21 protein-coding genes and 1 other annotated feature are annotated in these 24,490 nt (G+C 31.9%); all 21 genes read right to left on the bottom strand.

The window, feature by feature from the left end; all coding sequences use genetic code 11:
- Positions 1 to 90 precede the first annotated feature (90 nt).
- Positions 91 to 1,839 (bottom strand): ABC transporter ATP-binding protein, encoded by a 1,749-nt coding sequence (locus tag LQ617_RS00735; protein WP_239739221.1) that lies wholly within the window; start codon positions 1,837 to 1,839, stop codon positions 91 to 93.
- Positions 1,836 to 3,575 (bottom strand): ABC transporter ATP-binding protein, encoded by a 1,740-nt coding sequence (locus LQ617_RS00730; protein ID WP_206166953.1) that lies wholly within the window; start codon positions 3,573 to 3,575, stop codon positions 1,836 to 1,838. Before LQ617_RS00730 ends, LQ617_RS00735 begins: the two co-directional genes overlap by 4 nt.
- A gap of 273 nt (positions 3,576 to 3,848) precedes the next feature.
- The gene (locus tag LQ617_RS00725; protein WP_191835657.1) at positions 3,849 to 4,127 is read right to left on the bottom strand and encodes a hypothetical protein; all 279 of its coding nucleotides are present in this window, start codon (positions 4,125 to 4,127) and stop codon (positions 3,849 to 3,851) included.
- A gap of 44 nt (positions 4,128 to 4,171) precedes the next feature.
- On the bottom strand, positions 4,172 to 4,888 hold the full coding sequence (gene radC, locus LQ617_RS00720) for a RadC family protein (RefSeq protein WP_037588446.1): 717 nt from the start codon (positions 4,886 to 4,888) through the stop codon (positions 4,172 to 4,174).
- Positions 4,878 to 5,603 (bottom strand): prepilin peptidase, encoded by a 726-nt coding sequence (locus tag LQ617_RS00715; RefSeq protein WP_206166950.1) that lies wholly within the window; start codon positions 5,601 to 5,603, stop codon positions 4,878 to 4,880. The genes radC and LQ617_RS00715 overlap by 11 nt, the downstream gene beginning before the upstream one ends.
- 176 nt (positions 5,604 to 5,779) lie before the next feature.
- Positions 5,780 to 7,177, bottom strand: coding sequence for a YfcC family protein (locus LQ617_RS00710; RefSeq protein WP_239739219.1), 1,398 nt, complete (start codon positions 7,175 to 7,177; stop codon positions 5,780 to 5,782).
- 221 nt (positions 7,178 to 7,398) lie between these two features.
- On the bottom strand, positions 7,399 to 8,661 hold the full coding sequence (locus LQ617_RS00705; RefSeq protein ID WP_126477556.1) for a bifunctional folylpolyglutamate synthase/dihydrofolate synthase: 1,263 nt from the start codon (positions 8,659 to 8,661) through the stop codon (positions 7,399 to 7,401).
- An 8-nt stretch (positions 8,662 to 8,669) separates the two neighbouring features.
- Positions 8,670 to 11,300 carry a valine--tRNA ligase gene (locus tag LQ617_RS00700; RefSeq protein WP_239739217.1) on the bottom strand — a complete coding sequence of 877 codons (2,631 nt, stop codon included), beginning with the start codon at positions 11,298 to 11,300 and terminating at the stop codon, positions 8,670 to 8,672.
- A 40-nt stretch (positions 11,301 to 11,340) separates the two neighbouring features.
- Positions 11,341 to 11,553: a binding site (T-box leader), on the bottom strand.
- Positions 11,554 to 11,601: 48 nt separating this feature from the next.
- Positions 11,602 to 12,672: an AbrB family transcriptional regulator gene (locus LQ617_RS00695; protein ID WP_239739205.1), complete on the bottom strand. Its 1,071-nt coding sequence runs from the start codon at positions 12,670 to 12,672 to the stop codon at positions 11,602 to 11,604.
- Positions 12,673 to 12,727: 55 nt separating this feature from the next.
- On the bottom strand, positions 12,728 to 14,017 hold the full coding sequence (gene hemL / locus LQ617_RS00690) for a glutamate-1-semialdehyde 2,1-aminomutase (RefSeq protein WP_037588456.1): 1,290 nt from the start codon (positions 14,015 to 14,017) through the stop codon (positions 12,728 to 12,730).
- Between the two features lies 1 nt (position 14,018).
- A complete protein-coding gene (gene hemB, locus LQ617_RS00685) occupies positions 14,019 to 15,002 on the bottom strand; it encodes a porphobilinogen synthase (protein ID WP_025904284.1) in 984 nt (327 codons plus the stop codon).
- Complete coding sequence (locus tag LQ617_RS00680; RefSeq protein ID WP_204170156.1) at positions 14,999 to 15,682, bottom strand: uroporphyrinogen-III synthase; 684 nt, start codon at positions 15,680 to 15,682, stop codon at positions 14,999 to 15,001. The genes hemB and LQ617_RS00680 overlap by 4 nt, the downstream gene beginning before the upstream one ends.
- Positions 15,683 to 15,697: 15 nt before the next feature.
- Entirely contained in the window at positions 15,698 to 16,621 is a 924-nt protein-coding gene (gene hemC / locus LQ617_RS00675; protein ID WP_159315549.1) for a hydroxymethylbilane synthase, read from the bottom strand.
- A gap of 18 nt (positions 16,622 to 16,639) precedes the next feature.
- Positions 16,640 to 17,473: a cytochrome C assembly family protein gene (locus LQ617_RS00670; RefSeq protein ID WP_037588464.1), complete on the bottom strand. Its 834-nt coding sequence runs from the start codon at positions 17,471 to 17,473 to the stop codon at positions 16,640 to 16,642.
- 20 nt (positions 17,474 to 17,493) lie between these two features.
- Positions 17,494 to 18,831, bottom strand: coding sequence for a glutamyl-tRNA reductase (gene hemA / locus LQ617_RS00665; RefSeq protein ID WP_204173691.1), 1,338 nt, complete (start codon positions 18,829 to 18,831; stop codon positions 17,494 to 17,496).
- Positions 18,832 to 18,905: 74 nt separating this feature from the next.
- A complete protein-coding gene (gene yihA, locus LQ617_RS00660; protein WP_025904289.1) occupies positions 18,906 to 19,493 on the bottom strand; it encodes a ribosome biogenesis GTP-binding protein YihA/YsxC in 588 nt (195 codons plus the stop codon).
- A 149-nt stretch (positions 19,494 to 19,642) separates the two neighbouring features.
- Positions 19,643 to 20,905, bottom strand: coding sequence for an ATP-dependent Clp protease ATP-binding subunit ClpX (clpX, locus tag LQ617_RS00655; protein WP_239739203.1), 1,263 nt, complete (start codon positions 20,903 to 20,905; stop codon positions 19,643 to 19,645).
- Positions 20,906 to 21,028: 123 nt separating this feature from the next.
- Positions 21,029 to 22,309 carry a trigger factor gene (gene tig / locus LQ617_RS00650; RefSeq protein WP_025904291.1) on the bottom strand — a complete coding sequence of 427 codons (1,281 nt, stop codon included), beginning with the start codon at positions 22,307 to 22,309 and terminating at the stop codon, positions 21,029 to 21,031.
- A 93-nt stretch (positions 22,310 to 22,402) separates the two neighbouring features.
- Positions 22,403 to 23,332 (bottom strand): hypothetical protein, encoded by a 930-nt coding sequence (locus LQ617_RS00645; RefSeq protein WP_239739201.1) that lies wholly within the window; start codon positions 23,330 to 23,332, stop codon positions 22,403 to 22,405.
- A 2-nt stretch (positions 23,333 to 23,334) separates the two neighbouring features.
- On the bottom strand, positions 23,335 to 23,958 hold the full coding sequence (locus tag LQ617_RS00640; protein WP_025904293.1) for an NUDIX domain-containing protein: 624 nt from the start codon (positions 23,956 to 23,958) through the stop codon (positions 23,335 to 23,337).
- 149 nt (positions 23,959 to 24,107) lie between these two features.
- On the bottom strand, positions 24,108 to 24,467 hold the full coding sequence (gene rplT, locus LQ617_RS00635; RefSeq protein ID WP_025904294.1) for a 50S ribosomal protein L20: 360 nt from the start codon (positions 24,465 to 24,467) through the stop codon (positions 24,108 to 24,110).
- Between the last annotated feature and the right edge of the window lie 23 nt (positions 24,468 to 24,490).

Raw genomic sequence — 24,490 nt, 5'->3', positions numbered from 1 at the left:
TTACTTTATGTGACCGCAATGATGAGTTTAAAAAATATAAAACAATGGCCTGGGATAATATATCCCAGGCCATTAGTTTGTTTAACACGATTAATCTGTTAAAGACTGCATTTGATACATTTTGTAATATTGCCCTTCTAACTTGATTAACTCATCATGATTTCCTTTTTCAATAATGCGACCTTTATCAAGAACAATAATTTGATCAGCATTCTTAATCGTTGAAAGTCGGTGCGCAATAATAAATGATGTTCGTCCTTTAGACAACACAGTCATTGCTTTTTGTATAATTTCTTCCGTTTCAGAATCAATACTTGATGTTGCTTCATCTAAAATCAAAATTTCTGGATCAAATGCAAGTGCTCGCGCAAATGAAATGATTTGTCGCTGTCCAGAACTTAATGTACGACCTCTTTCAATAACTGGTTCATCAATCCCTTTTTTAAAGTGTTCTAACACTCTATCTCCACCTACTGCATTTAAACTTTCAACAGCTTTTTCTCGCGTTACTTTAGGATCGTCTAATGTAATGTTGGATAAAATAGTCCCTGTATATAAGTATGGGTCTTGTAATACAATGCCCATATGTTTTCGCATATCTCTTTTATCAGTCTTAATGGTCGGTATACCATCAACTTCAATTGTTCCATTAGTAGGATCATAGAATCTGAATAGTAAATTCATGATAGAACTTTTCCCTGATCCTGTATGTCCAACTAACGCAATTGTTTGTCCTTTATCGACATCTAAATTGATATCTTCCAAGACGTATTCACCTTCATTATAAGCAAACGAGACATCTTTAAAATGTACACGACCTTCTATTTTTTTAGGCAACTGAATTTGATGTTCTGGCATCTTTTCTTCAGAGACATTCATCATTTCAAATACTCTTACGCAAGAAACTCTTGCCTGTTCTAATTGTCCCAATACGTTTAATACACCAAACAAAGGATCAAACAATCTTGTTATATAATTTACAAGAATATATAACGTTCCGACTGAAATTGCGACAGAAGAATTTAGAAATTGTGTTCCAAATACGACAATCAACATTAAAAACACAATACTTCTAATCGTACTTAACAAATTATGTTCTGTCAGCGAATCAAATTGTATGATTTTTTTATAATTGTTTAAATACGCTTGATTCATTTCATCAAAATCATTCATAATTTGTTTTTCTTGTTTAAATGCTTGAATGATATTCATACCATTTATAGATTCATTTATAAGTGCATTCATATCACTATTTTTTTCTCGAATGACATAGTTGTATTTACCCGTTACTTTTTTGTACCACAATAACCAAAGTATTACGAAAGGTATTGTAATCAATGCGATAAAACCAATTTTAATATTAATAAAGAATATCGCAATAATGACACCTATCATCGTAATAAAAGCTGAAATAAAGTTTGGTAATATAACAGTGAATAGTTCGAGTATCATTTGTGTATCATTCGTTATTCTAGCTACTACTTTTCCAGCTGGTAAATTATCAAAGTATTTAATCGGTAACTTTTGAACGTGTTCAAAGAGCTTAATTCTTAACTCTTTAATTACATCTGATCCAGCACGTTGAAGAACGAGTGTTTGAAAATAACTTAATATCGCATGAATAAGTGACACTACAAAGAACAAACTCAATAATAGTAACACTGGTCGTAATTGTATAATTTGTGAAGCAGATGTTTTAACATAATGATCAATAATATACATCGCAACCAATGGCCCTAATAATTCGAACCCCACTGCTCCAATTAAAATAACAATACCAATGATGAATCTTTTCTTATATTTGCTAACAAATGGAAAGAGTTGATTTACAATACTCACTTGCTATACACCTCCTTCAACCGTTGTCTTTCAAATTGAGATTTGTACCAACCATTCATTTGGAGTAATTGGTCATGTGTACCTGACTCCGTGATTTCTCCGTGGTCCATGACAACAATTTGATTAGCATGTTTAACACCTGATAATCGATGTGTCGCAATAATGGTTGTTTTACCCTGTCTATATTTTTGTATATTTTGTATAATTTTCTTTTCTGTTTTTGCATCAACAGCAGATAGTGCATCGTCTAAAATTAATATTTTAGGATCCATAATCAATGCTCTAGCAATTGCTATTCTTTGCTTTTGACCTCCAGAAATTGCTATACCTTTTTCTCCTACTAATGTTTCTAAACCTTGTGGTAAACGTTCGATATCTTTTTCAAAGTATGCTAATTTAATCGCTTCTTCGATTTCATTGTCGGTAGCATTCGATTTACCAAATCTAATGTTATCTCTAATAGATCTAGAGAATAAAATATTTTCTTGAGATACATAACCAATTAAACTTCTTAAATCACTTTTTGAAATTTGATTAATATTAGTATCTCCAAGTACGATTTCTCCATCACCAGTAGGATACTCTTTCAAAATTTGTTTGATTAATGTCGTCTTGCCAGAACCAGTTGCACCGACAATACCTAAAGTTTCACCTTTACTTAGTATGATATTAATGTTGTTCAAGTTAATGGATTCACTTGATGGATATTTAAACACAACAGAATTCATACCTATATCATGTGAAGGCATGCCTTTATTTTCTACATCAATTACTGTTTCCGCTTCATTTAACGTTTCTTCAACACGATCTATAGACGCATTTCCTCTTTGCATAATATTTATCAAAATACCAACTGAAAACATTGGCCATACGAGCATATTTAAATATACGGTGAATGAAATTAGTCCACCAATTGTCATTTCACCACTATTAACGAGAAATGCTCCATAACCTATTCCGATCACTTGACTCATAGCAGTGATAATAATCGTTATTGGTTGAAAAAACGCATCCATTTTTTCAACATTCATAAATTTTTCTACGACACTTTCGGTCATATTTTTGAAATCTTTGTTGAGTTTATCTTCTTGTACATACGCTCTTGTAACACGTACACCTTCAATAGACTCAAGAACACTGTCATTCATATCACCAAACGATTTTTGTGAAACTAAATAGCGTTTATGAATTCTTTTACCTAATTCAATTTCTAATATGGCTAGTAAAGGTAATGGAATCAGTGCAAATAGTGTAAGCTTCCATGACACTGTAATACCCATCGTTAATATTATCGTTCCCATAAATGTTGTAGAATCAATTAAAGTTAAAATCCCTATCCCTGCAGTATTTCTAATTTGATTTAAATCGTTTGTAGACTTTGCCATTAAATCTCCAGTTCGATTTTTCTCAAAAAATGTTGGACTCATAGATAAAAATTTTTGCATCAGTTTACGTCTCATAATTGATTCAAGTATTTGAGAACCTGAAAAGATTAAAGTTCTCCAAATATAATTCACGATATAAGCCAAAATTAATACAATTATAAAAATAATTACTAATTGATGATATATTTGTTCAGTCAAAGAACGGTCACTTATCTTATCTATAGTCTGCCCTACTAACCAAGGTGGCAATACTTCTACAACGTTCGCAATTAGCAACAGAATAATTGCAATCGTATATCTCTTCCAATGATCTTTAAAAAACCACATTAACTTTTTAATTGCTTGAAACATGTTGTCCCCCCTTAACCCCTATCATTAAACACAAAAAAGCACACGCATCCTTAAAGAAAGCGTGTGCTTAAATTACATTCTAAAGGAAGTGAATATACTACTCCCTAATGCTTCATATTTAACGTAGGGGTAGTGATGTATGATGTTGTTTGTTTATAAAATCTTCTTCTGATGTTTCTCATAAGTCACTACCTCCTCTCTCATAAATTTAAGTTAATGATAGCCTTTTCAAAAAATAATGTCAATATAATATCCGAAAATTTACAATTTTATTTATTTGTTTAATATTTTGTTTAAAATGAATAATGTAATTGAAACGAGAATACCCCAAGCAATTCCCGCAACAATTGAACCAAGTATTAAATTAATTGAAAGTGCAGAACCATCTTTTGTTAAAGTAAGAATAATAGATGCTAAGAATACACCTATGATACCTAACATCAACGTGATGCCATAGTCTTTTCTAACAATTGGTCGCTTTTTCTTGCGTTGAAATAAAGAAATGATAAATAGTAACGGTAATACGACAAATATGAACGTTATGATTTGCAAAATAAAAACTCCTGACTCATTTTTAATTACATTATAACATTGAATCATTCAGTTATATTATTAATTTCTAAGTCTTCACGCATGATATAGTCATTTTCAAATATGCTAATAAATTCTCCATCACCAATGATAATATGATCTAATAAGTCGATACCCATTAAATCACAACAATATAATATGCGCTTTGTCGTTTTAATATCTTCTAAGGAGGGTGTTGGATCACCACTTGGATGATTATGTGCAATCACAATTGAAGCAGCAGAATGCTTAACTGCCTCTCTCAATAAATCTCTCGGATGAACAACAGCCATATTTAATGAACCAATAAAAATCGATTGTTCATGTATAATTTGATTCTTTGTATTTAATAATAAAGCCACAAAGTGTTCTTGCTTTAAATATCTTAATTTTTCCATTAAATAATCTGCAACATCTTGTGGTTCATTGATTTCTACTTTGTCGAGAACGGTATTGCTATGCATTCTTTTAGCTAATTCAATAACTGCTAGAATAGTAATTGCTTTAGATTCACCAATACCATTAACACTTAGTAATTCAGACAAAGTTAAATGTCTTAGTTCTCTTGTATTTTCAACTAAATTCAATACTTTATTTGCACATTCTAGACTAGAATATTGTTTGCTTCCTGAATTAATAATGATCGCCAATAATTCTCTATTTGTTAATTTATCTGGACCATATGATTTAAGTCTTTCTCTCGGTTTATCTTCATGTTGTAAATCTTTAATTTTAATAACCATAGTAGCCTCCTAAAAAATAATCATTAAGTTGAGTTTGGAATAATTGTACAAATATAACTGCAAGTGTCATAAAAGGAACGAGTGGTACTTTTTGAATTTTATTTCGTGTGATACATACATAAAGTGTGATCAATACACCCGCAAATATAAAAGTAAACATAAAACATAATATAAAATGTGATATCGTCAAAATTAAACTGAGTAACGAAAATAATTTAATATCTCCATAACCTAGCCCTCCCCTTGATATGAAATATAAGATGTGCAAAATTAATATGATAATCAGTGCGTAAATAAATTGTTCTCGCGTTAATCCAAATAAATAAACACTACATACTAACATAATGATGAGCATATGATTCGGTATGACAAAATGATGGAAATCATAAATGGACAAAGGTATTAAAAAGATAATTAAGAAGTAATACAAAAGAGGATTTAGTTGAACTGTTGAAAGAATTGGAATGAGAAATAGTATGCCTAAAAAGACTTCACAAATTAATAAACTTATTGGAATATCCTTCTTACAATAACGACATTTACCGCGCAATGCTACATAACTTACAATGGGTATTAAATCTATCGGTTTAAGTGATGTATGGCATGATTCACAAACAGAACGCTTCGTTAACAAATGAAAGTTCACTTTCTTCACACCCGTAAGTTGATACATATAACTTGCAATGATTGCACCGAATATAAACATTTTAAACATTCTTTTTAACTCCTTTTTGATATAAATTAATATACCAAATAACACCTCAATATTTATAATCGCATTTTGTTAGTAAATAGCTCTAATACTTTTAAAAACTTTATAAATCCATTAAAAAAACTTGAAAAACATCTAAAGATAGCATGTGTTTTTCAAGTTTTGTAAAATTTTAAAATTTAATAACCTAGGGCTAACGCAATAATAATACCAACTAAGCAGATAACAACCCACAGTAATAATAACTTCCAAATAAATTTAACCCAAGTTGTGTATGAGATTCCTGCTACAGCTAATCCTCCCATTAACGAAGCTGATGTTGGGAATATACTATTACTTACTGCATCACCATATTGGAACGCAAGTACTGCCATTTGTCTATTGATATTCAATAAATCAGAAATAGGCACCATTAATGGCATAGTCGTCATCGCTTGACCAGAACCAGATGGGATGAAGAAATTCAAAATCATTTGTATGATAAACATCATCCCTACCGTAATACTTGCTGGTAAATCTTGAATTGTATTTGTTAAATAATAAACAATTGTGTCGATAATTTTACCATTTTCTAATACAACGACGATTGCTTTAGCGAAGCCAACAATTAATGCTCCAAATAAAATAGACTGCATACCCTCGATTAATGCATCGAAAGTACCGTTAAAACCTAGACCAGCAATAAAACCTGCCAATAATCCGACTAGCAAGAAATTGGCACTCATTTCATTAAATGACCAACCAAATGTAAAAATACCAAATACGTTAAAACATATTGCACTAACTAATAAAATTAAACAAAACATTTGTCGCTTTGTAAATCTACCAATCTTTTCTTGTGGTTCTATTTGATCTTTTTCTTGTTGTTCTAACTCATATACTAAACTTTTCATTGGATTCTTTTTAACTTTTCGAGCGTAAAACATAACGTATGCAATACCTACAATTAATACACAAATATAAATAATTGTTCTAAATTCCCATCCTGAAAAGAGTGGAATTTCTGCAATCTGTTGAGCAACGCCAACTGTAAATGGGTTGAGCATTCCGCCGAGAAAGCCAGCAGCAGCGCCCATGATAATCATTGCAGCACCTGTCATTGCATCATATCCGACTGCTCTAGCAATCGCTATACCGATTGGAACAAAAATTATGGTCTCTTCAGCTAAACCTATCGAGAAACCAAGCAATGAAAAAATGAGCATCGTTAGTGGAATCATAAACTTACCGTTTTTACCAAGCTTATTCATTGCAGCATTGACGCCATTGGTAATGGCACCTGTCTTATGAATAATGCCAAATGCACCACCAACTAAAAATATGTAAAAGATAATATCAGCACCACTGATTAATCCTTCAGGTATTGATCTAAATATTTCTAAAAAGCCAGAAGGTTCACTATCTACTAAATGATATGTACCCGAAACAACCTCTTCCCGATCATTAACAGACTTCCTGTCAAATTCCCCAGAAGGTATCACATATGTCAGTAAACAACTCATAGCAATAATGAAAAGCAATATAGCATATGTATGAGGATTCTTGAACCTTATAAATTTTCCAAATATATCTTTCAAATTAATCCCCCCTATTTATAAGTACTATCATACACTATTATCAGAAAATATTGAATATTATACACAAAAATGCTTATTTCAATTTAAAACTTAAAATAAATAACATCGATAGTAATAATTTATTTATTGTAAATAAATATTATTCTTCAAATCTACGATTTTGTTCGTGCATGCCCATAAAAAAATGCCGTCAAAGTCAATGACTTTAACGGCATTTTATATTAATCTTTAAATAATTTTCTTACTTCACTAATAAAGTATAAACTTCCTGTTACAACGAGTAATTCTCCATCGTATTGTTCAATAAATTGAGGATAGTCTTGAACTTTTTCAATATGGTGGTGCTCTAAATAATCGTATACTGCATCTATTGGTAATGCTTTTGGAAAATCAAATGTTGTTACATAAAATCTATTGGCTATTTCTTCTATGCTATTCATCATTTTCCCTATTGGCTTACCATCTATCGCTGCAAACAACACATCGATTTTTTTGTCTGAATAGTATTGTTTTAATGTATCTACTAACGCATCAATACTTTCTCTATTATGGGCACCGTCTATTAAAATAAGTGGTTCTTCTTGAACTTTTTCAATTCGACCTGACCATGTTGTATGTTCTATCGCATCAATCATTGTATTAAAGTTTAATTGAATCATACCTCTTTGATACATTTCAATAAGTGTTGTGATCGCTAGTGCAGCATTTTCATGCTGATGTTGACCTATCATTTTGAGTTGAATGTTTTCTAATTCATAACTACCATATCGATACGTAAATTCAGTATCATCTGATAGTACATGAAAATCGCGATCAAGTTCTAGACCTTTATTGTAATTTTTCTCAACTACTTCTCTAACGAAATGTAACGCATCTTTAGGCTTAATCGCATATACAAGAGGTACACTTGGTTTAATGACACCAGCTTTTTCTCTTGCAATATCCATATACGTATCTCCTAAAATATTCGTATGATCTAAACCGATACTTGTTAACACCGTCATTATTGGTTGAAATACATTCGTTGAATCATTTAAAGCACCTAATCCCGCTTCAATGATAACAAAATCTACAGGATGTACTGTACCAAAATATACAAACATCATTAATGTAATGATTTCAAATTCAGTAGCAGGACCTAAATCAGTTTCAGATTCAAGTCGTTCAGATATTGGTTTAACAATCTGAACTAACTCAACTAATTCATCATCTGTAATTGGTGTTCCATTAATACTGATTCTTTCATTGAAAGTGACAATATATGGCGATGTGAAAGTGCCGATTTCATAGTTATTAGCTACTAGGGCTTCTCTTAAATAACTGACAGTTGAACCTTTACCATTTGTACCGACTACGTGAACTGCTTGAATCTTTTCTTCAGGATTACCTAATTTGTCGAGCATCCACTTCATTCTTTTAACGCCTGGTTTAATACCGAACTTCGTGCGTTCATGTATCCAGTGTAAACTATCTAAATAATTCATAAGATTTCCTAGCCTTTCAGTTGTTCAATTCTTGCTAATACACCATCATATTTTTCTTGATAATTAACTTTTTTATCTTTTTCTTCGTTAATAATCTTTTCAGGTGCATTTGCAACGAATTTTTCATTGCTTAATTTTTTATTAACACGATCTAATTCTTTTTGCCATTTTTGAAGTTCTTGTTCAAGTCTTTCTATTTCTTTATCCATGTCAATTAAACCTTCTAAAGGTAATACAACTGTTGCACCAAATACAACTTCAGTCATCGCTTTTTCTGGAATATCAACTTTCGTATCAATCACTAACTCACTTGGATTACAGAAACGCATTAAATAATCTTTATTGTCTAAGAGTTGTTTTTTCACTGTTTCATCTTTAGCTTCAATGTGAATTGGTACTTCTTTAGACATTGGTGTATTCACTTCACGACGTGCTTGTCTTACAGATTTAATGATTTCAACTAATAGTTGCATAGATACTTTACTATTTTCATTTGATAATTCTGGTCTTACTTCTGGCCATGAAGCTTGAATAATTGTTTCGCCTTCATGTGGTAATGCTTGCCAAATATGTTCTGTTACGAATGGCATTAATGGATGAAGCATACGCATTGTTTGGTCTAACGTATAAGCTAGTACTGAACGTGTCATTTGTTTTTTAGCTTCGTCATCACCATTCATTGGTATTTTACTCATTTCGATATACCAATCACAGAATTCATCCCAAATAAAGTTATATAATACACGGCCAACTTCACCAAATTCATATTTATCACTTAAATCCGTAACGTTCGCAATCGTTTCATTTAATCGTGTAAGGATCCATTCATCTGCAACAGATTTTTCACCAGATAAATCTATATCTTCAAATTTAAAATCTTCACCGATATTCATAATGCTGAAACGAGACGCATTCCAAATTTTATTGATAAAGTTCCATACCGCTTCAACTTTTTCAGTAGAATAACGTAAGTCATGACCTGGAGATGAACCAGTAGCTAAGAAGTATCTTAAACTATCTGCACCATATTCATCTATTACATCCATTGGGTCAACACCGTTACCAAGTGATTTACTCATTTTACGGCCATCTTCAGCTCTTACTAAACCGTGTAGTAAAACGTCATTGAACGGCTTTTTACCTGTAAATTCTAATCCTTGGAAAATCATTCTTGATACCCAGAAGAAAATAATATCATAACCTGTTACTAACGTATTAGTTGGATAGTAACGTTTGAAATCTTCATTGTTTTCATCTGGCCAACCTAATGTTGAGAATGGCCATAATGCAGAACTAAACCATGTATCTAGAACATCTTCATCTTGAGTCCAATTCTCGATATCTGCTGGAGGTTCTTCACCAACGTATGTTTCACCTGTTTCATTATGGTACCATGCTGGAATTTGATGACCCCACCATAATTGTCTTGAAATTGTCCAGTCACGAATGTTTTCCATCCATCTATTGAATGTGCCTTCAAAACGTTCTGGTACAAAATTAATACGACCATCTGTATCTTGATTGTCTAATGCTTGTTTAGCTAATGGCTCCATTTTAACAAACCATTGTGTAGATAAATAAGGTTCAACTACTGCGCCACTTCTTTCTGAGTGTCCAACAGAATGAACATGTTCTTCTATTTTGATTAATTCGCCAGTTTCTTTTAAGTCTTCGATTAATTGTTTACGGCATTCAAAACGATCTAAACCATTATATTTACCTGCAAGCTCATTCATCGTACCGTCTTCATTCATTACATTAATTTTTTCAAGTTGATGTCTTTCACCAATTTCGAAGTCATTAGGGTCATGAGCTGGTGTAACTTTCATTGCACCACTACCGAATTCAATATCAACATAGTCATCACCAATAATCGGTAATTCACGGCCAATAATCGGTAAGATAACGGATTTACCAATTAAATGTTTGTAACGATCATCATTTGGGTTAACAACGATTGCTGTATCACCTAACATCGTTTCAGGACGTGTTGTTGCAATTTCAATTGCACCTTCACCGTCTTTAAAAGGATATTTAATATGATAGAAATGACCTGTAATATCTTCGTGAATAACTTCAATATCAGAAATAGCTGTTTTAGTTTGTGGATCCCAGTTAATAATTCTTTCACCACGATAGATAAGACCTTTGTTATACATATCAACAAACACTTTTTTAACTGCTTGAGATAAACCTTCATCTAACGTAAAACGTTCACGACTATAGTCTAATCCTAAACCTAATTTAGCCCATTGAGCTCTAATAAAGTCAGCATATTCTTCTTTCCATGACCAAGCATGCTCAAGGAATTTTTCTCTTCCTAAATCATGTCTTGATAAACCTTGTTCTCTTAATTTACCTTCAACTTTAGCTTGAGTCGCAATACCTGCATGGTCCATACCAGGTAAATACAATGTGTCATAGCCTTGCATTCTTTTCATTCTTGTTAAAATATCTTGTAAAGTTGTATCCCATGCATGACCTAAATGCAACTTCCCTGTTACGTTTGGTGGTGGAATAACAATTGTGTATGTTTCCTTTTCTTTATTTTCACTTGGCTTAAAATAATTATGATCTAACCAAAATTGATAACGGCCTTCTTCAACCTTTTTAGGGTTATACTTAGGTTCCATTTCCATTAAAATCACTCCCTTTATAATATAAAAAACCCGTCCTAATAAATAGGACGGGTTAAACCGTGGTACCACCTAAATTCAATATAATCACTTATATTGCACTCTAACGATTATCGCTCGCACACGCATTAACCTACTTAGTTTCAATTAACGTTCAATTTAAGGCTACCTTCAATCATCATTAATATGCATTTACACCAACCATGCACTCTCTATCATTAATCAATGATTTACTCTTCCTTGATAAATATTCGATTACTTTAATAATATAAGCAGAATCCATATAAGTCAATATTGATTCATTTTAATTTCCATATTTTCTAGATCTAACTGTTAAGAATATTTTAATTAATGGTGCAACGATCAACAGAATAAAGAATATCCTAAATATGTGATAACTTGATATCATCGCAACATCTCCACCAGTTTCTAATGCTACAACGATGATTTGAGCCATACCACCAGGTGCTGCACTTAAGAATAAGTCGTTTATATTGTCGTCTATAAATATCTCAAATACAAAAACTAGTACAAATGCACCAATAATCAGTGATACATTTTGAAATGCGATAGCAAATATCGTCTTTTTCGTTAAATTATTAATCAAATCAGATATTTGAACACCTATTCTTATGCCAAATAATACTTGTGCAACGACAATGATCGGATAATCTAACGAGAAGATTTGCCCGGTATATAAATTCCATACTAATAAAACAAATATCGGTGCTAGTAACTGAGGTACAGGTACTTTAATTTTATAGAATATATAGAATAAGGCGAGGATACTCATTAGTATCACAAATAGTCCTGAGATATCTAGCGCTCTAAATATAGATGGCGCTTTTTCAATTTGTCCTGACGCCGTACCATCATTACCATAAATAGATGAAATAATTGGAACTAATATGACGACAAACATGATTCGAGATGTTTGAGTCAATGTAACGATTAATAAATCTGCTTTTTTATTTTCTTCTGCCATTATAACCATCTGACTTAAAGCACCTGGAATTGCACTTAATAATGCTGTTTCGAATGTAACATTTGCAATTTTTCTAAATGCTATAGACACAATTAATGCAAGTAATAAAATAAATACTGACATTAATATTATTTGTAGCCATTCATCTTTAATATCATGAAGGACAGTAGGCGTAAATGTTGAGCCCATTTGTATCCCTAAAATAAGTAAACCGATATTACCTAACCATACTGGCCATTTAATCGTACGTTTTAATACTTTAATCATTATTAAACTCGCAAATATAGGTCCAAACATCCACGGTAATATCATGTGAATACTTTGTAACACAAAACCAAGTATAATGGCTAACAAGCATACAAATACAATGTTCCATTTATTTCTATTCATGATTAACACCTCAAAAAGATTATATCATTTATGTTTCTGTATTTTGAGGTAAGTTTTATTCGTTTGTAATTCTTTCTAATGCTGTGTCAAAAGCTTGAATTGTTTTTTCAATATCTTCTTTAGTATGAGCAGTAGATAGGAATGTACCTTCAAATTGTGAAGGTGGTAAAAATACGCCCTCTTGAGCCATTTCTCTATACATTTTGCTGAATAGTTCTAAATCTGAAGAATTTGCTTCTTCAAAATTAGTTACAGGTCCTTCATTTAAGAAATAACCGATCATTGAACCTGCTCGATTAACCGTAATCGGTACAGCGTGTTTCGCAAATACTTCTTTAAGACCTTTTTCAAGTAAATCTCCAAGTTCGTTAAAATATTGATAGCTTTCTTCAGTTAATTCACTTAGTGTTGCGTAACCACTTGTCATTGCTAATGGGTTACCTGAAAGTGTACCAGCTTGATATACATTACCGACTGGTGCTATTTCTTCCATAATTTCTCTCTTACCACCGAATGCGCCAACTGGTAGTCCGCCACCTATAACTTTACCTAAACAAGTTAAATCAGGTGTCACACCAAAGTAACCTTGTGCACAGTTATAGCCAACTCTAAATCCAGTCATGACTTCATCAAAAATAAGTAATGAACCGTATTCTTTCGTAATATCACGTAAACCTTCTAAGAAGCCTTCAACAGGTGGGACAACGCCCATGTTACCAGCAACTGGTTCAACAATAACACCTGCAATATCTTCACCAAAGTGTTCAAACGCAACTTTCACTGCTTCAATATCGTTATATGGTACAGTTACAGTGTTTTTAGCTGTGCCTTCTGGTACACCAGGAGAATCTGGCAAACCTAAAGTTGCGACGCCAGAACCTGCTTTAATTAATAATGAATCACTATGTCCGTGATAGCATCCTTCAAATTTCAATATTTTATTTCTGCCAGTGTATCCTCTAGCAAGACGTAATGCGGCTAATGTCGCTTCAGTACCTGAAGAAACCATTCTTACCATTTCAATAGATGGCACACGTTCAATAACAAGTTTAGCCATTTTATTTTCAAGTTCAGTTGATGCACCGAATGAAGTTCCTTTATCAACTGCTTCATGTAATGCAGCTTTTACTTTTTCATGTGTATGACCTAGAATTAACGGTCCCCAACTTAACACATAATCAATATATTCATTACCATCTACATCATAAATTTTAGATCCTTGTCCGTGGTCCATAAAAATCGGTGGTGTATCTACTGATTTAAAAGCACGTACTGGACTATTTACGCCACCTGGCATTAAATTTACAGCTTCATCATAGGCATTTATTGAACGTTCATATCTCATATTAGTAGTCTCCTCCATCTAAATATTTACAAATATCTTTAGCAAAATAAGTAATAATCATGTCAGCGCCAGCACGTTTCATTGACGTCATTTGTTCCATCACAATTTTTTCTTCATCAATCCAGCCATTTAATGCAGCTGCTTTTGTCATACTGTATTCTCCACTTACATTATATGCAACAATTGGTAAGTCTGAGCGATTACGAACATCTCTAATGATATCTAAATAGCTTAGTGCTGGTTTAACAATCATCATGTCGCAACCTTCTTTAATATCACTTTCTAATTCTCTGAATGCTTCTAATCGATTACTTGGATCCATTTGATAAGTCTTACGATCACCAAATGAAGGTGCCCCTTCTGCTGCTTCTCTGAATGGGCCATAGAAGCTAGATGCGTATTTAATACCATAACTCATAATAGGAATATTTATAAACCCTGCTTGATCTAATCCTTCTCTAATTTCAGCAACAAATCCGTCCATCATATTACTTGGCGCAATAATATCTGCACCAGCTTTAGCTTGTGATACAGCTGTTTTTACAAGTAATTCTAATGATTGATCGTTATCTACATCTTTTGTTTCTTCGTTTATTACACCACAATGTCCGTGGTCTGTATATTCACATAAACACGTATCCGCTACAACTAACATATCTGGGAATTTACTTTTAGATAATCGTGTTGCTTTTTGTATAATACCATCATCAATAAAAGCACCTGTTCCACAAGCATCTTTCTCATTAGGTATACCAAAGAACATAACACCTCTAATGCCTAAATCATAAGCTTCTTTAAGCTCTTGTTCTAATAAGTTTAAACTTAATTGATAAATACCTGGCATTGAAGATATTTCGTTTTTAATATTATCTTCTTCAATTACAAAAATCGGATATATTAAATCTGATTTATGAACATACGTTTCTTTCACCATATTTCTCATTACTTGAGATGATCTAAGTCTTCTATGTCTATCAAATTTCATGATTTTACCTCTTTCAAAATTGTATTTATCATGCCTTCTAATGTATATTCTTCTGCTACTTTAGAAGGTTGATGATATGTATTTAACTTTCGCTCTGTTATCGCACCAATTGCATAAACTTCGACTGAGTCTGGAATTCGATGATAGTTATCAAAATAACTAGAAACAGCAGATGAACTTGAAAAAGTAACATGCGTTACTTCTTGCTGTTGTATCAGTTCATGTACTTTTCTAACATTTTCTAAATTTGTAACAGGTTCATAAAGATGCAGTACTTGTACTTGATTATCCCATTTCATAAGTTCTTTCGCCAGTTTATCTCTAGCTTGTTTACTACATGGAATTAATATAGATTGATTTGTGAATTGATCTTTAAATTCTTGTAATAAACCTTCTTGAGTAAATGAATCTGGCATTAAATCTACTGGGATATTGAACTGATCTGCTATTTTTTTAGTTTTTGTACCGATAACAGCAATACGATCGACTTCTATTTGATTTAAATATGGTTCAAATATTTTAATCGCATTTACAGACGTAAAAATAAGCCAATCATAGTGCGGTTTTAAACAAGATTGTTCAAATTTGATAGGAACAATATCAATAAACGGATAATGACGAATTTCGACATCTTCACGTTGAACAGTTCTTGTACTTGTAACCACAATGATTGGCTTCATGTTAACGACTCCTTATTATGCTTCTTCGTTCAATTTCTTAATGATTTCATATGCACCTTGTGCTTTTAGTTCTTCAGAAACTTGTTTACCTATTTCAACAGGGTCAGTTCCTTTTATTGTTGATTCATATCTTTCTTTACCATCTGGAGACATGATTAAACCTGTAAATGAAATTTCATCTTTTTCAAGTGTTGCGTAACCAGCTATTGGCACTTTACAACTACCATCCATTTCATTTAAGAAAGTTCTTTCACATGTTACACATGTTTCTACATTCTCATCATGAACTGATTTAAGAATATCTAATAATTCTTGATCATCACTTCTACATTCGATACCTAGTGCACCTTGTCCTATAGCAGGTACCATCGTATCTTCTTGTAAATATTCAGTAACGATATCATCACTCCAGCCCATACGTTTTAATCCAGCTGCAGCAAGTATAATCGCATCGAAGTCTTCAGTTTCTAATTTATTTAAGCGTGTGTCAATATTTCCACGAATCCACTTAATTTCTAAATGAGGATATTTTGCTAATAATTGTGCACCACGTCTTAATGAACTTGTACCAACGATACTACCTGGTTTCAAATCCGCAAGTTTAACATGGTTATTTGCGATATATGCATCAAATGGATTTTCACGTTCTGGAATACATCCTAGTGTTAATTCATCAGGTAATTCACTTGGAACATCTTTTAAGGAATGAATAGCAAAGTCAATTTCATGATTGAATAATGCTTGTTGTATTTCCTTAACGAATAATCCTTTACCACCGACTTTAGATAATTGAACATCAACAATCTTGTCACCTTTCGTAACGATTTCTTTAATTTCAATATCTAAATCTGGGTGTTTTTCTTTTAATTTATCTATAAATTGCTGACTCTGCGTCATAGCTAATTTACTTTTTCTAGAACCTACAATAATTTTACGCATAATTTCCTCCACCATTGTTTAGTTAAACCATTGATGAAATCCTGAAAATTTTGAGACCACCAAATAATTTATCATACACACGAGAAACATCATAATATTTGCTATAACTAACGTTTTTGTGTTGATTGATTTTCTCACTCTTAAAAACAAATAAATACCATAAAGTAGTAAGACAATTAAGGAACCGACTACTTTACTATCAATCCAAATTTCACTACCAATTATAATAAGTCCCCATTGAATGCCAAGTATTAAACTAATTAATAAGACTAAAAATCCTACTAATGTAAATCTGAATACATTTTGTTCTAATTGATCAATACTGCCCATTCTAAAGAACTTTTGATTAAATTTTTTCTCTTTTAAATTTTTTCTTTGTAACAAATACAAAATTGCATGTGATGTACTCAATGCAAAAAGAACATAGCTTAAAATAGCTAAAGAAATATGTATTAAAAGTAATTCATTCATTATATTTGCAGCAGTATTTTCTGTGTCATACTGTTCTGGTCTAAATGTATGAATAACTAAAAATACAAATCCAATCAAATTGATAATAAAGACTGTTAAATCTGTGGATTTAAAATAATTTAAAACTAATGAAACAGTGATAATCATCCATGTATAAAAATAGAATCCTTCAAAAATTGTCAGTACAGGGAATTGTTTCGTTGTGACAATATACATGCACAAAAAGATTGTTTGAAAAATCCAAACAATCCCTAGCGCATAATACCCAAACTTTCTAACTTTAGAATTCTTTTGAATAAAGTCATAAAAATAGCACCCTAAACAAATCATGTAAATAATTAATACTATTTCATGCAAACGTACAGAAATTACATCTTGCATAGCATCACCATTATTTTGTATTAAGATTCAACTGTTTTAGGAGACAATTGATCTTGCTTTAATTCTTTCTTAGTTTCATTTATTCGCTCAACTTCACTTGAGATATTGAAGATTTCTTGGAATAATTCTAATTTTTCTTTTGATTTTTTGTCCGTTGATAATTCTTTTGCTTGTGTAATCGGATCTTTTAATAGTTGATTGACGATACTCTTCATGTGTTTAGAAATAACTTTACGCTCTCTGTCAGTCATATCAGGAAGCTTTCTTTCAACACTCATCATTGTATCTTGTTGTATATGTGATGCTTTGTCTCTTAATGCCGTAATAATTGGCACAACACCTAACATATTTACCCATTCATCGTGTTTATCAATTTCTTTAGCAATTAATAATTCAATTTCACGTGCTGCTTGTTCACGTTCAGCTAAATTAGCATCAACAAGTCCGTTTAAATCATCCACGTCATAATTAAACATTGAATCTAAATCATTTACACCTGGGTCTATATCTCTAGGTACCGCAATATCAATTAATACTAACGGTTTATTTCTTCTAAAACGCTCTACATCACGCATCATATCTTTAGTTAATACATAATGTTCAGCACTAGTAGAACTGATCACAATATCAGCTTCCATTAATGAACATTGTAATTCATTGATGCTTTTCGCTACGCCTTTATATTGCATTGCAAGAGATTCTGCTTTAGCTACTGTACGGTTTAAAACAGTGATGTCTTTAACGCCACTACCATTTAAATTCGCAACTGCTAACTCAGCCATTTCCCCTGCACCAATGATTAATGCTTTCTTATTATCTAATTTACCTAAAACTTTTTTAGATAATTCGACAGCTGCATAAGATACTGAAACAGCATTTGACGCAATATCAGTCTCATGATGCGCACGCTTAGCTAAAGTAATTGCTTGTTTAAATAGACGGTTAAACATTGTTCCAGTTGTAACCTCTGTTTGAGCAATTTGAAATGCGTCTTTCATTTGACCTAGAATTTGAGTCTCTCCTAGAACCATAGAATCTAATCCTGAAGTCACTCTGAATAAATGTTCCACTGCATCATTCTCAGTTAAAACGTTCGTATAATGTTTAATTGTATCTAAAGATTGATCAAACCAATCTGCTAAAAATGACTGAATATAATATTTACCAGTGTGAATTTGATCTACAACAGCATATACTTCAGTTCTATTACAAGTCGATAAGATTACACATTCTAATATAGATTTTTGATTGTTTAGTGTTACAAGCGCATTCTCAATTTCTTGATCATTAAAAGCTAGTTTTTCACGCATTGCAACATCTGCAGTCTTATAGTTTACGCTTACTACAACAACATGCACTTCTAACGCCCCCATTAATTTATGTCCAATGTCTAAATTATAACATTTCTAATCTAGAAATGTGAGTAATTTGTTTAAATAAATTGTGACAATAATGCCCAAATATTGTCTGTCTTATCTTTATTTAAAGATGAGTAACTAATCAATTTATCTTCAGGATCTAATTCTAAGGTTTGTCTAATGATTTTTAAATGCTTTTGTACTTTACCTTTAGGAATTTTATCCTCTTTAGTCGCAATGACGATAGTTGGTATTTCAAAATGTTTCAGATAGTTATACATCAACACATCATCTTGAGTCGGTTTATGTCTAATATCAACTAATTGAATTACACATCTTAATGCTTCTCTAGTTGTTAAGTACTGTTCAATCATCTTACCAAACTGTTCTCTTTGCTTTTTACTAACTTTAGCATATCCATAACCTGGCACATCTACAAAGATAAGTTGCTCATCGATATTAAAGAAGTTTAATGTCTGTGTCTTACCTGGTTTCGATGACGTTCTTGCCACTTTTTTTCTTGAAATTAACGTATTGATAAATGTTGATTTCCCAACATTTGAACGTCCGCTAAGTGCTATTTCTGGCAAACCAGTCTCAGGATATTGTTTTGGATCTACTGCACTGATTATAATATCTACATTATTCGGATTAATTTTCATCGTTTTCTCCTACAAGTTTGTTTCTTTTATTATATCTTATCTTACTTATATTTTAAACACAGTAACGATAGGTCTATCAAATCACTTTTAAACATTAAAGAAGGCTGAGACAGTTAATAACATGTCTCAGCCTTTATAATCATATGTGATTATGCTGATGTTTTTTCATCATTGATTAAATTACCTTCACTATCATATAAGTTTGGTAATTTATGATCTCTAATTGTATCTTCAGTAATAACTACTTTACTTACATCAGAGCTAGATGGAATATCAAACATAATATCGATTAAAGCTTCTTCAATAATTGAACGAAGTCCACGTGCACCTGTTTTACGTTCTATTGCTAATTCACTAATAGCCGTAAGTGCTTGTTCATCAAATTTTAGTTCAACATCATCTAATTCAAGCATCTTAGTATATTGTTTAACTAACGCATTCTTAGGTTGCGTTAAAATATTTTTCAATGCATCAACATCTAATGTTTCAAGGTTAGCTACAATTGGAATTCTACCAATAAATTCAGGAATTAAACCATAAGCCTGTAAATCTTCAGGTCTAATTTGTGATAATAATGATTCTTCGTCACTAATTTCATCACCTGAACTACTAAAGCCGATAACTTTTTCACCAAGTCTACGTTTAATAACTTCATCAATACCATCAAAGGCACCACCAAGGATAAATAGAATATTTGTTGTATCTATTTGAATAAACTCTTGGTTTGGATGCTTTCTTCCACCTTGTGGCGGTACACTTGCTGTCGTACCTTCTAAGATCTTAAGTAACGCTTGTTGTACACCTTCACCAGATACGTCACGTGTAATTGACGTATTCTCTGATTTACGTGCAATCTTATCAATTTCATCCACGTAAATGATACCTTTTTCAGCACTTTCAACATCGAAATCTGCTGCTTGGATTAATCTTAATAATATATTTTCAACGTCTTCACCAACGTAACCTGCTTCAGTTAAACTTGTTGCATCTGCAATTGCAAATGGTACATTTAATGATTTAGCTAACGTTTGTGCAAGCAATGTTTTACCACTACCAGTAGGTCCGATTAATGCAATATTACTTTTCTGTAATTCAACACCATCTTCACTTTCAGAAGGTTGTTGTACACGTTTATAATGATTATAAACAGCTACAGCTAATGATTTTTTTGCATTTTCTTGACCAATAACATAATCATTTAATTGTTCCATAATTTCTTTAGGTGTAGGAACATCAGTAAACTGTTCTGGTTCTTGTGACTTTAATTCTTCCTCTACAATTTCAGAACACAATTCTATACATTCATTACAAATATATACGCCACTACCAGCAACAAGTTTTTTAACTTGATCCTGTTCTTTACCACAAAAAGAACATTTTAAGTTTTCTTCACCATCGTTAAATTTAAACATTTTTACACCCCTATTCTTTTTAGACTATACTAAATGTTTTTTACTTTTTCAAATTAAACGGACTAAAAAAGAATAGTAGCAGAAATATTCTGCTACTATAGTTACTTTAATACCGAATAATTATTATTCTCCAGCTGATTCAGCTACTAATAAATCGATAACTTTTTGGATTTTAAGGTCATTAACTAAAATATCGTTATTACCTAATGTTGCTTTAATATCTTCAACAGATAATCCAAATTGTTCGCTCATTTTAGCGAATTCAGCTTCAACATCTGCATCAGATACTTCGATATTCTCTGCATCAGCAATAGCTCTTAAAGTTAAATTAGTTTTAACGCGTTTTTCAGCATCTTCTTTCATTTGTGCTTTAAGTTCTTCTTCTGATTGACCTGAGAATTGATAGTATAACTCAAGGTTTAAACCTTGTTGAGAAATACGTTGTTCAAATTCTTGCATCATACGATCTAATTCTGTATTAATCATAGCTTCTGGAATATCAACTTTTGCATTGTCAGTAGCTTTTGTAATAGCTTCTTCTTTTTCAGTTGCTTCTGCTTGATTAACTTTAGCTTCTTCTAAGTCTTTACGTAATTTTTCTTTATATTCATCAACTGTGCTAACTGATTCATCAAGTTCTTGTGCTAACTCGTCATCTAATTCTGGAATTTCTTTAGATTTCACTTCGTTAACTTCACATTTGAAAGTAGCTTCTTTACCAGCTAATTCTTCAGCGTGGTATTCTTCTGGGAATGTGACAACAACATCTTTGCTATCGTTAGCTTTAAGACCGATTAATTGTTCTTCAAATCCAGGGATGAATGATCCAGAACCAATTTCAAGATCATAACCTTCTGCTTGACCACCTTCGAAAGCTTCACCATCAACATAACCATCAAAGTTAATGTTAACAACGTCTCCTTCAGCGATTTCGCCTTCTTTAACTGTTAATTCAGCTTGACGGCTTACTGCATCTTCAATTGCTTGATTGAATTCTTCGTCAGTTACTTCACGATCTTGTTTCTCGATTGAAAGACCTTTATAGTCTCCTAATTCAACTTCTGGTTCAACAGTTACAGTTGCTTCAAAGATAAGTTCTTTACCTTTTTCCATTTGTGTAACGTCGATTTCTGGACGATCAACTGGGTTGATTTCTGCCTCTTCTACTGCATTACCATATGCTTCAGGTAAAATGAAATCTAAAGCATCTTGGTATAATGATTCAACACCAAATCTTTGTTCAAATAATGGTCTTGGCATTTTACCTTTACGGAAACCAGGTACATTAATTTGTTTAACAACTTTTTTGAATGCTTTGTCTAATCCTTTATCTACTTCTTCTTTAGGAACCGTAACAGTTAATAAACCTTGGTTACCTTCTTTCTTTTCCCATGTTGCTGTCATGAATAAAAACCTCCGTGATTATCCTAATTTTATAAATTTTCAACTCTTTAATTATAACATAGCTTTCTAATGTTTCAACTATAGTGTTTATATTCATTGCAATTTTTGAATGACTTCAATGAATATGTCCCAATCTTGTTGAGTCACACTTTCGTAGTTAGCGTCTATATTAAAACGTTCTGATAAAAGTTTCAAGTAACATGCAACTAAAACATCATCATTTATATCATTTAGTGTAATTGGATACATAATAATGGCATGTTGGTTTAATAAACTTTTAGCTAACTCTATAGATGAAGGACTATCAATTTCAAGTTGATCAATTACTTTAGGAATGATATTTTGTGTAAAATTTGTTCTTTCTATACCAGGTAATTCAGTCGGTATAACAGTAATATTCTCATCTATTTTATTGAATTTAACTTCAGCTGACCATTCACTTAATCTTAAATATTCTAATATTAAACTTTGCACATTAGGATGTAATACTTCATTCTCAATAATTTGAGCTAAAGTTAAATTAAATATACCTAAGTGATGATCAATTAAATCTATAAGTAGATTAATTTGTTCTTCAAATTGTGTTTCTTGAAATGTTCTCAATACCTCTGAAGCTTTCAATTGCCTTTGGTTCAACTTTTCTTTAGCCATATCTTGAATAGGTAGCAATGCCATTCTCGTAGCGTGTTCGATATTTTCATCTTTAATTTGATTAATAATTTCAACTACTGTTTGATATTGTTCTAAAAAGTATAAACTTTCTACAAAATAAATGACTATTTTGTCATAGAATGGATGACCTTGATTCAGCAATATACTCGCTTCTTCTCGCAATTCAAGATAGTAACCGCAAGATTTTAAGACTTCACATTTCTTTATTGATAAGTCATCATCCATCTCAAAATGTTGCTCGTATGTTTCAAACAATTCATACGCTTCATCAAATTGTTCATTTCGAATCGCAAGATTAATATTGTTAACCAGTTGTTTTTTTAATTTTGGAAATGGAATAATATCACTCAAGGTTACTCACCTCTTCTGTATATACCATCTATAATTAGACTACTCCATGTTTCATAATTCTTATGATTCAACAATTCTGTTTGATCAGCCCACTTAATTTTTAATGTATCTGTTTCGACTGCTTCAACGCTAGATTTATTAACTTTTAATTTAAAAACAACACCAATATGAACTTTACCTACTTCATCTTGATCATCATTTATAAATCCAATTAACTCCATGTTTGCTACATCTTGTTTATTTAAACCAACTTCTTCTTCAAGTTCTCTTGCAGCATTCTCTCTGATTACCTCTTCAACTGTCACAGCTTCAGGAACATCATTCATATGTCCGCCTACTCCTATTGAACTTAAACCATGTAATCGACTTTCGCCACCACCAGTTAACCTTTCATATACAAGTACTTCGTCGTCCTCATTTTCTAATATACAATATGAAATGAGTTGTTTATATGAAGGATCTTCTTCCATATCACCACGACGTTTTGTTTCAAATTGACTAATTGTTTCATAAATATATTTAGTTTCTTCATCTTGAATAGATTTAAACCCATCAAATTGATAAGCTTCGTCTTTAAATATTAATTTACGTGGTACTACTGTAATCATTTCATCAAATTTAGACATAATAAACTCCTTATTCTTATTTCTACACTATTTTATCAAAGCGAATTTGAAGCGTAAAGAAGACGCACTTTCTACTATATTATTTCATAAAAAAAGCCATCAATAAAGTTAATAACTTTATTGACAGCTTATACAACAATGAAATGCAATTATTTAGCTAAAGCGTCTTTAGCTTTAGTAGCTAATTCAGCAAATGCTTTTTCGTCTGAAATAGCGATTTCAGAAAGCATTTTACGGTTAATTTCAATACCAGCTACTTTAAGACCATTCATTAAACGGCTATAGCTGATGTCGTTTTGACGAGCTGCTGCATTAATACGTGCAATCCATAATTTACGGAATTCACGTTTTTTCTGACGACGGTCACGGTAAGCGTAGTTACCAGATTTCATAACTTGTTGCTTAGCAACTTTATATAATGTATGTTTTGAACCAAAGTAACCTTTAGATAATTTTAAAACTTTTTTACGACGAGCTCTCGTCACTGTTCCACCTTTAACACGTGGCATGATAATTCCTCCTTAAAATGGAC

This window comes from Mammaliicoccus sp. P-M59 (assembly GCF_022386135.1).
Lineage (GTDB): Bacteria > Bacillota > Bacilli > Staphylococcales > Staphylococcaceae > Mammaliicoccus > Mammaliicoccus sciuri_A.
The sequence above is the reverse complement of the archived record's forward strand: the minus strand, read 5'-3'. Positions and strand labels throughout refer to the sequence as shown.

Coding starts and splice junctions, on each gene's coding strand:
- LQ617_RS00730 (WP_206166953.1), bottom strand. CDS start 3,575: ATGTTTCAAGCAATTAAAAAGTTAATGTGGTTTTTTAAAGATCATTGG.
- radC (WP_037588446.1), bottom strand. CDS start 4,888: ATGGTTATTAAAATTAAAGATTTACAACATGAAGATAAACCGAGAGAA.
- LQ617_RS00715 (WP_206166950.1), bottom strand. CDS start 5,603: ATGTTTAAAATGTTTATATTCGGTGCAATCATTGCAAGTTATATGTAT.
- LQ617_RS00705 (WP_126477556.1), bottom strand. CDS start 8,661: ATGAATTATTTAGATAGTTTACACTGGATACATGAACGCACGAAGTTC.
- LQ617_RS00700 (WP_239739217.1), bottom strand. CDS start 11,300: ATGGAAATGGAACCTAAGTATAACCCTAAAAAGGTTGAAGAAGGCCGT.
- LQ617_RS00695 (WP_239739205.1), bottom strand. CDS start 12,672: ATGAATAGAAATAAATGGAACATTGTATTTGTATGCTTGTTAGCCATT.
- hemL (WP_037588456.1), bottom strand. CDS start 14,017: ATGAGATATGAACGTTCAATAAATGCCTATGATGAAGCTGTAAATTTA.
- hemB (WP_025904284.1), bottom strand. CDS start 15,002: ATGAAATTTGATAGACATAGAAGACTTAGATCATCTCAAGTAATGAGA.
- LQ617_RS00680 (WP_204170156.1), bottom strand. CDS start 15,682: ATGAAGCCAATCATTGTGGTTACAAGTACAAGAACTGTTCAACGTGAA.
- hemC (WP_159315549.1), bottom strand. CDS start 16,621: ATGCGTAAAATTATTGTAGGTTCTAGAAAAAGTAAATTAGCTATGACG.
- LQ617_RS00670 (WP_037588464.1), bottom strand. CDS start 17,473: ATGCAAGATGTAATTTCTGTACGTTTGCATGAAATAGTATTAATTATT.
- yihA (WP_025904289.1), bottom strand. CDS start 19,493: ATGAAAATTAATCCGAATAATGTAGATATTATAATCAGTGCAGTAGAT.
- clpX (WP_239739203.1), bottom strand. CDS start 20,905: ATGTTTAAATTTAACGATGGTGAAGAAAACTTAAAATGTTCTTTTTGT.
- tig (WP_025904291.1), bottom strand. CDS start 22,309: ATGACAGCAACATGGGAAAAGAAAGAAGGTAACCAAGGTTTATTAACT.
- LQ617_RS00640 (WP_025904293.1), bottom strand. CDS start 23,958: ATGTCTAAATTTGATGAAATGATTACAGTAGTACCACGTAAATTAATA.
- rplT (WP_025904294.1), bottom strand. CDS start 24,467: ATGCCACGTGTTAAAGGTGGAACAGTGACGAGAGCTCGTCGTAAAAAA.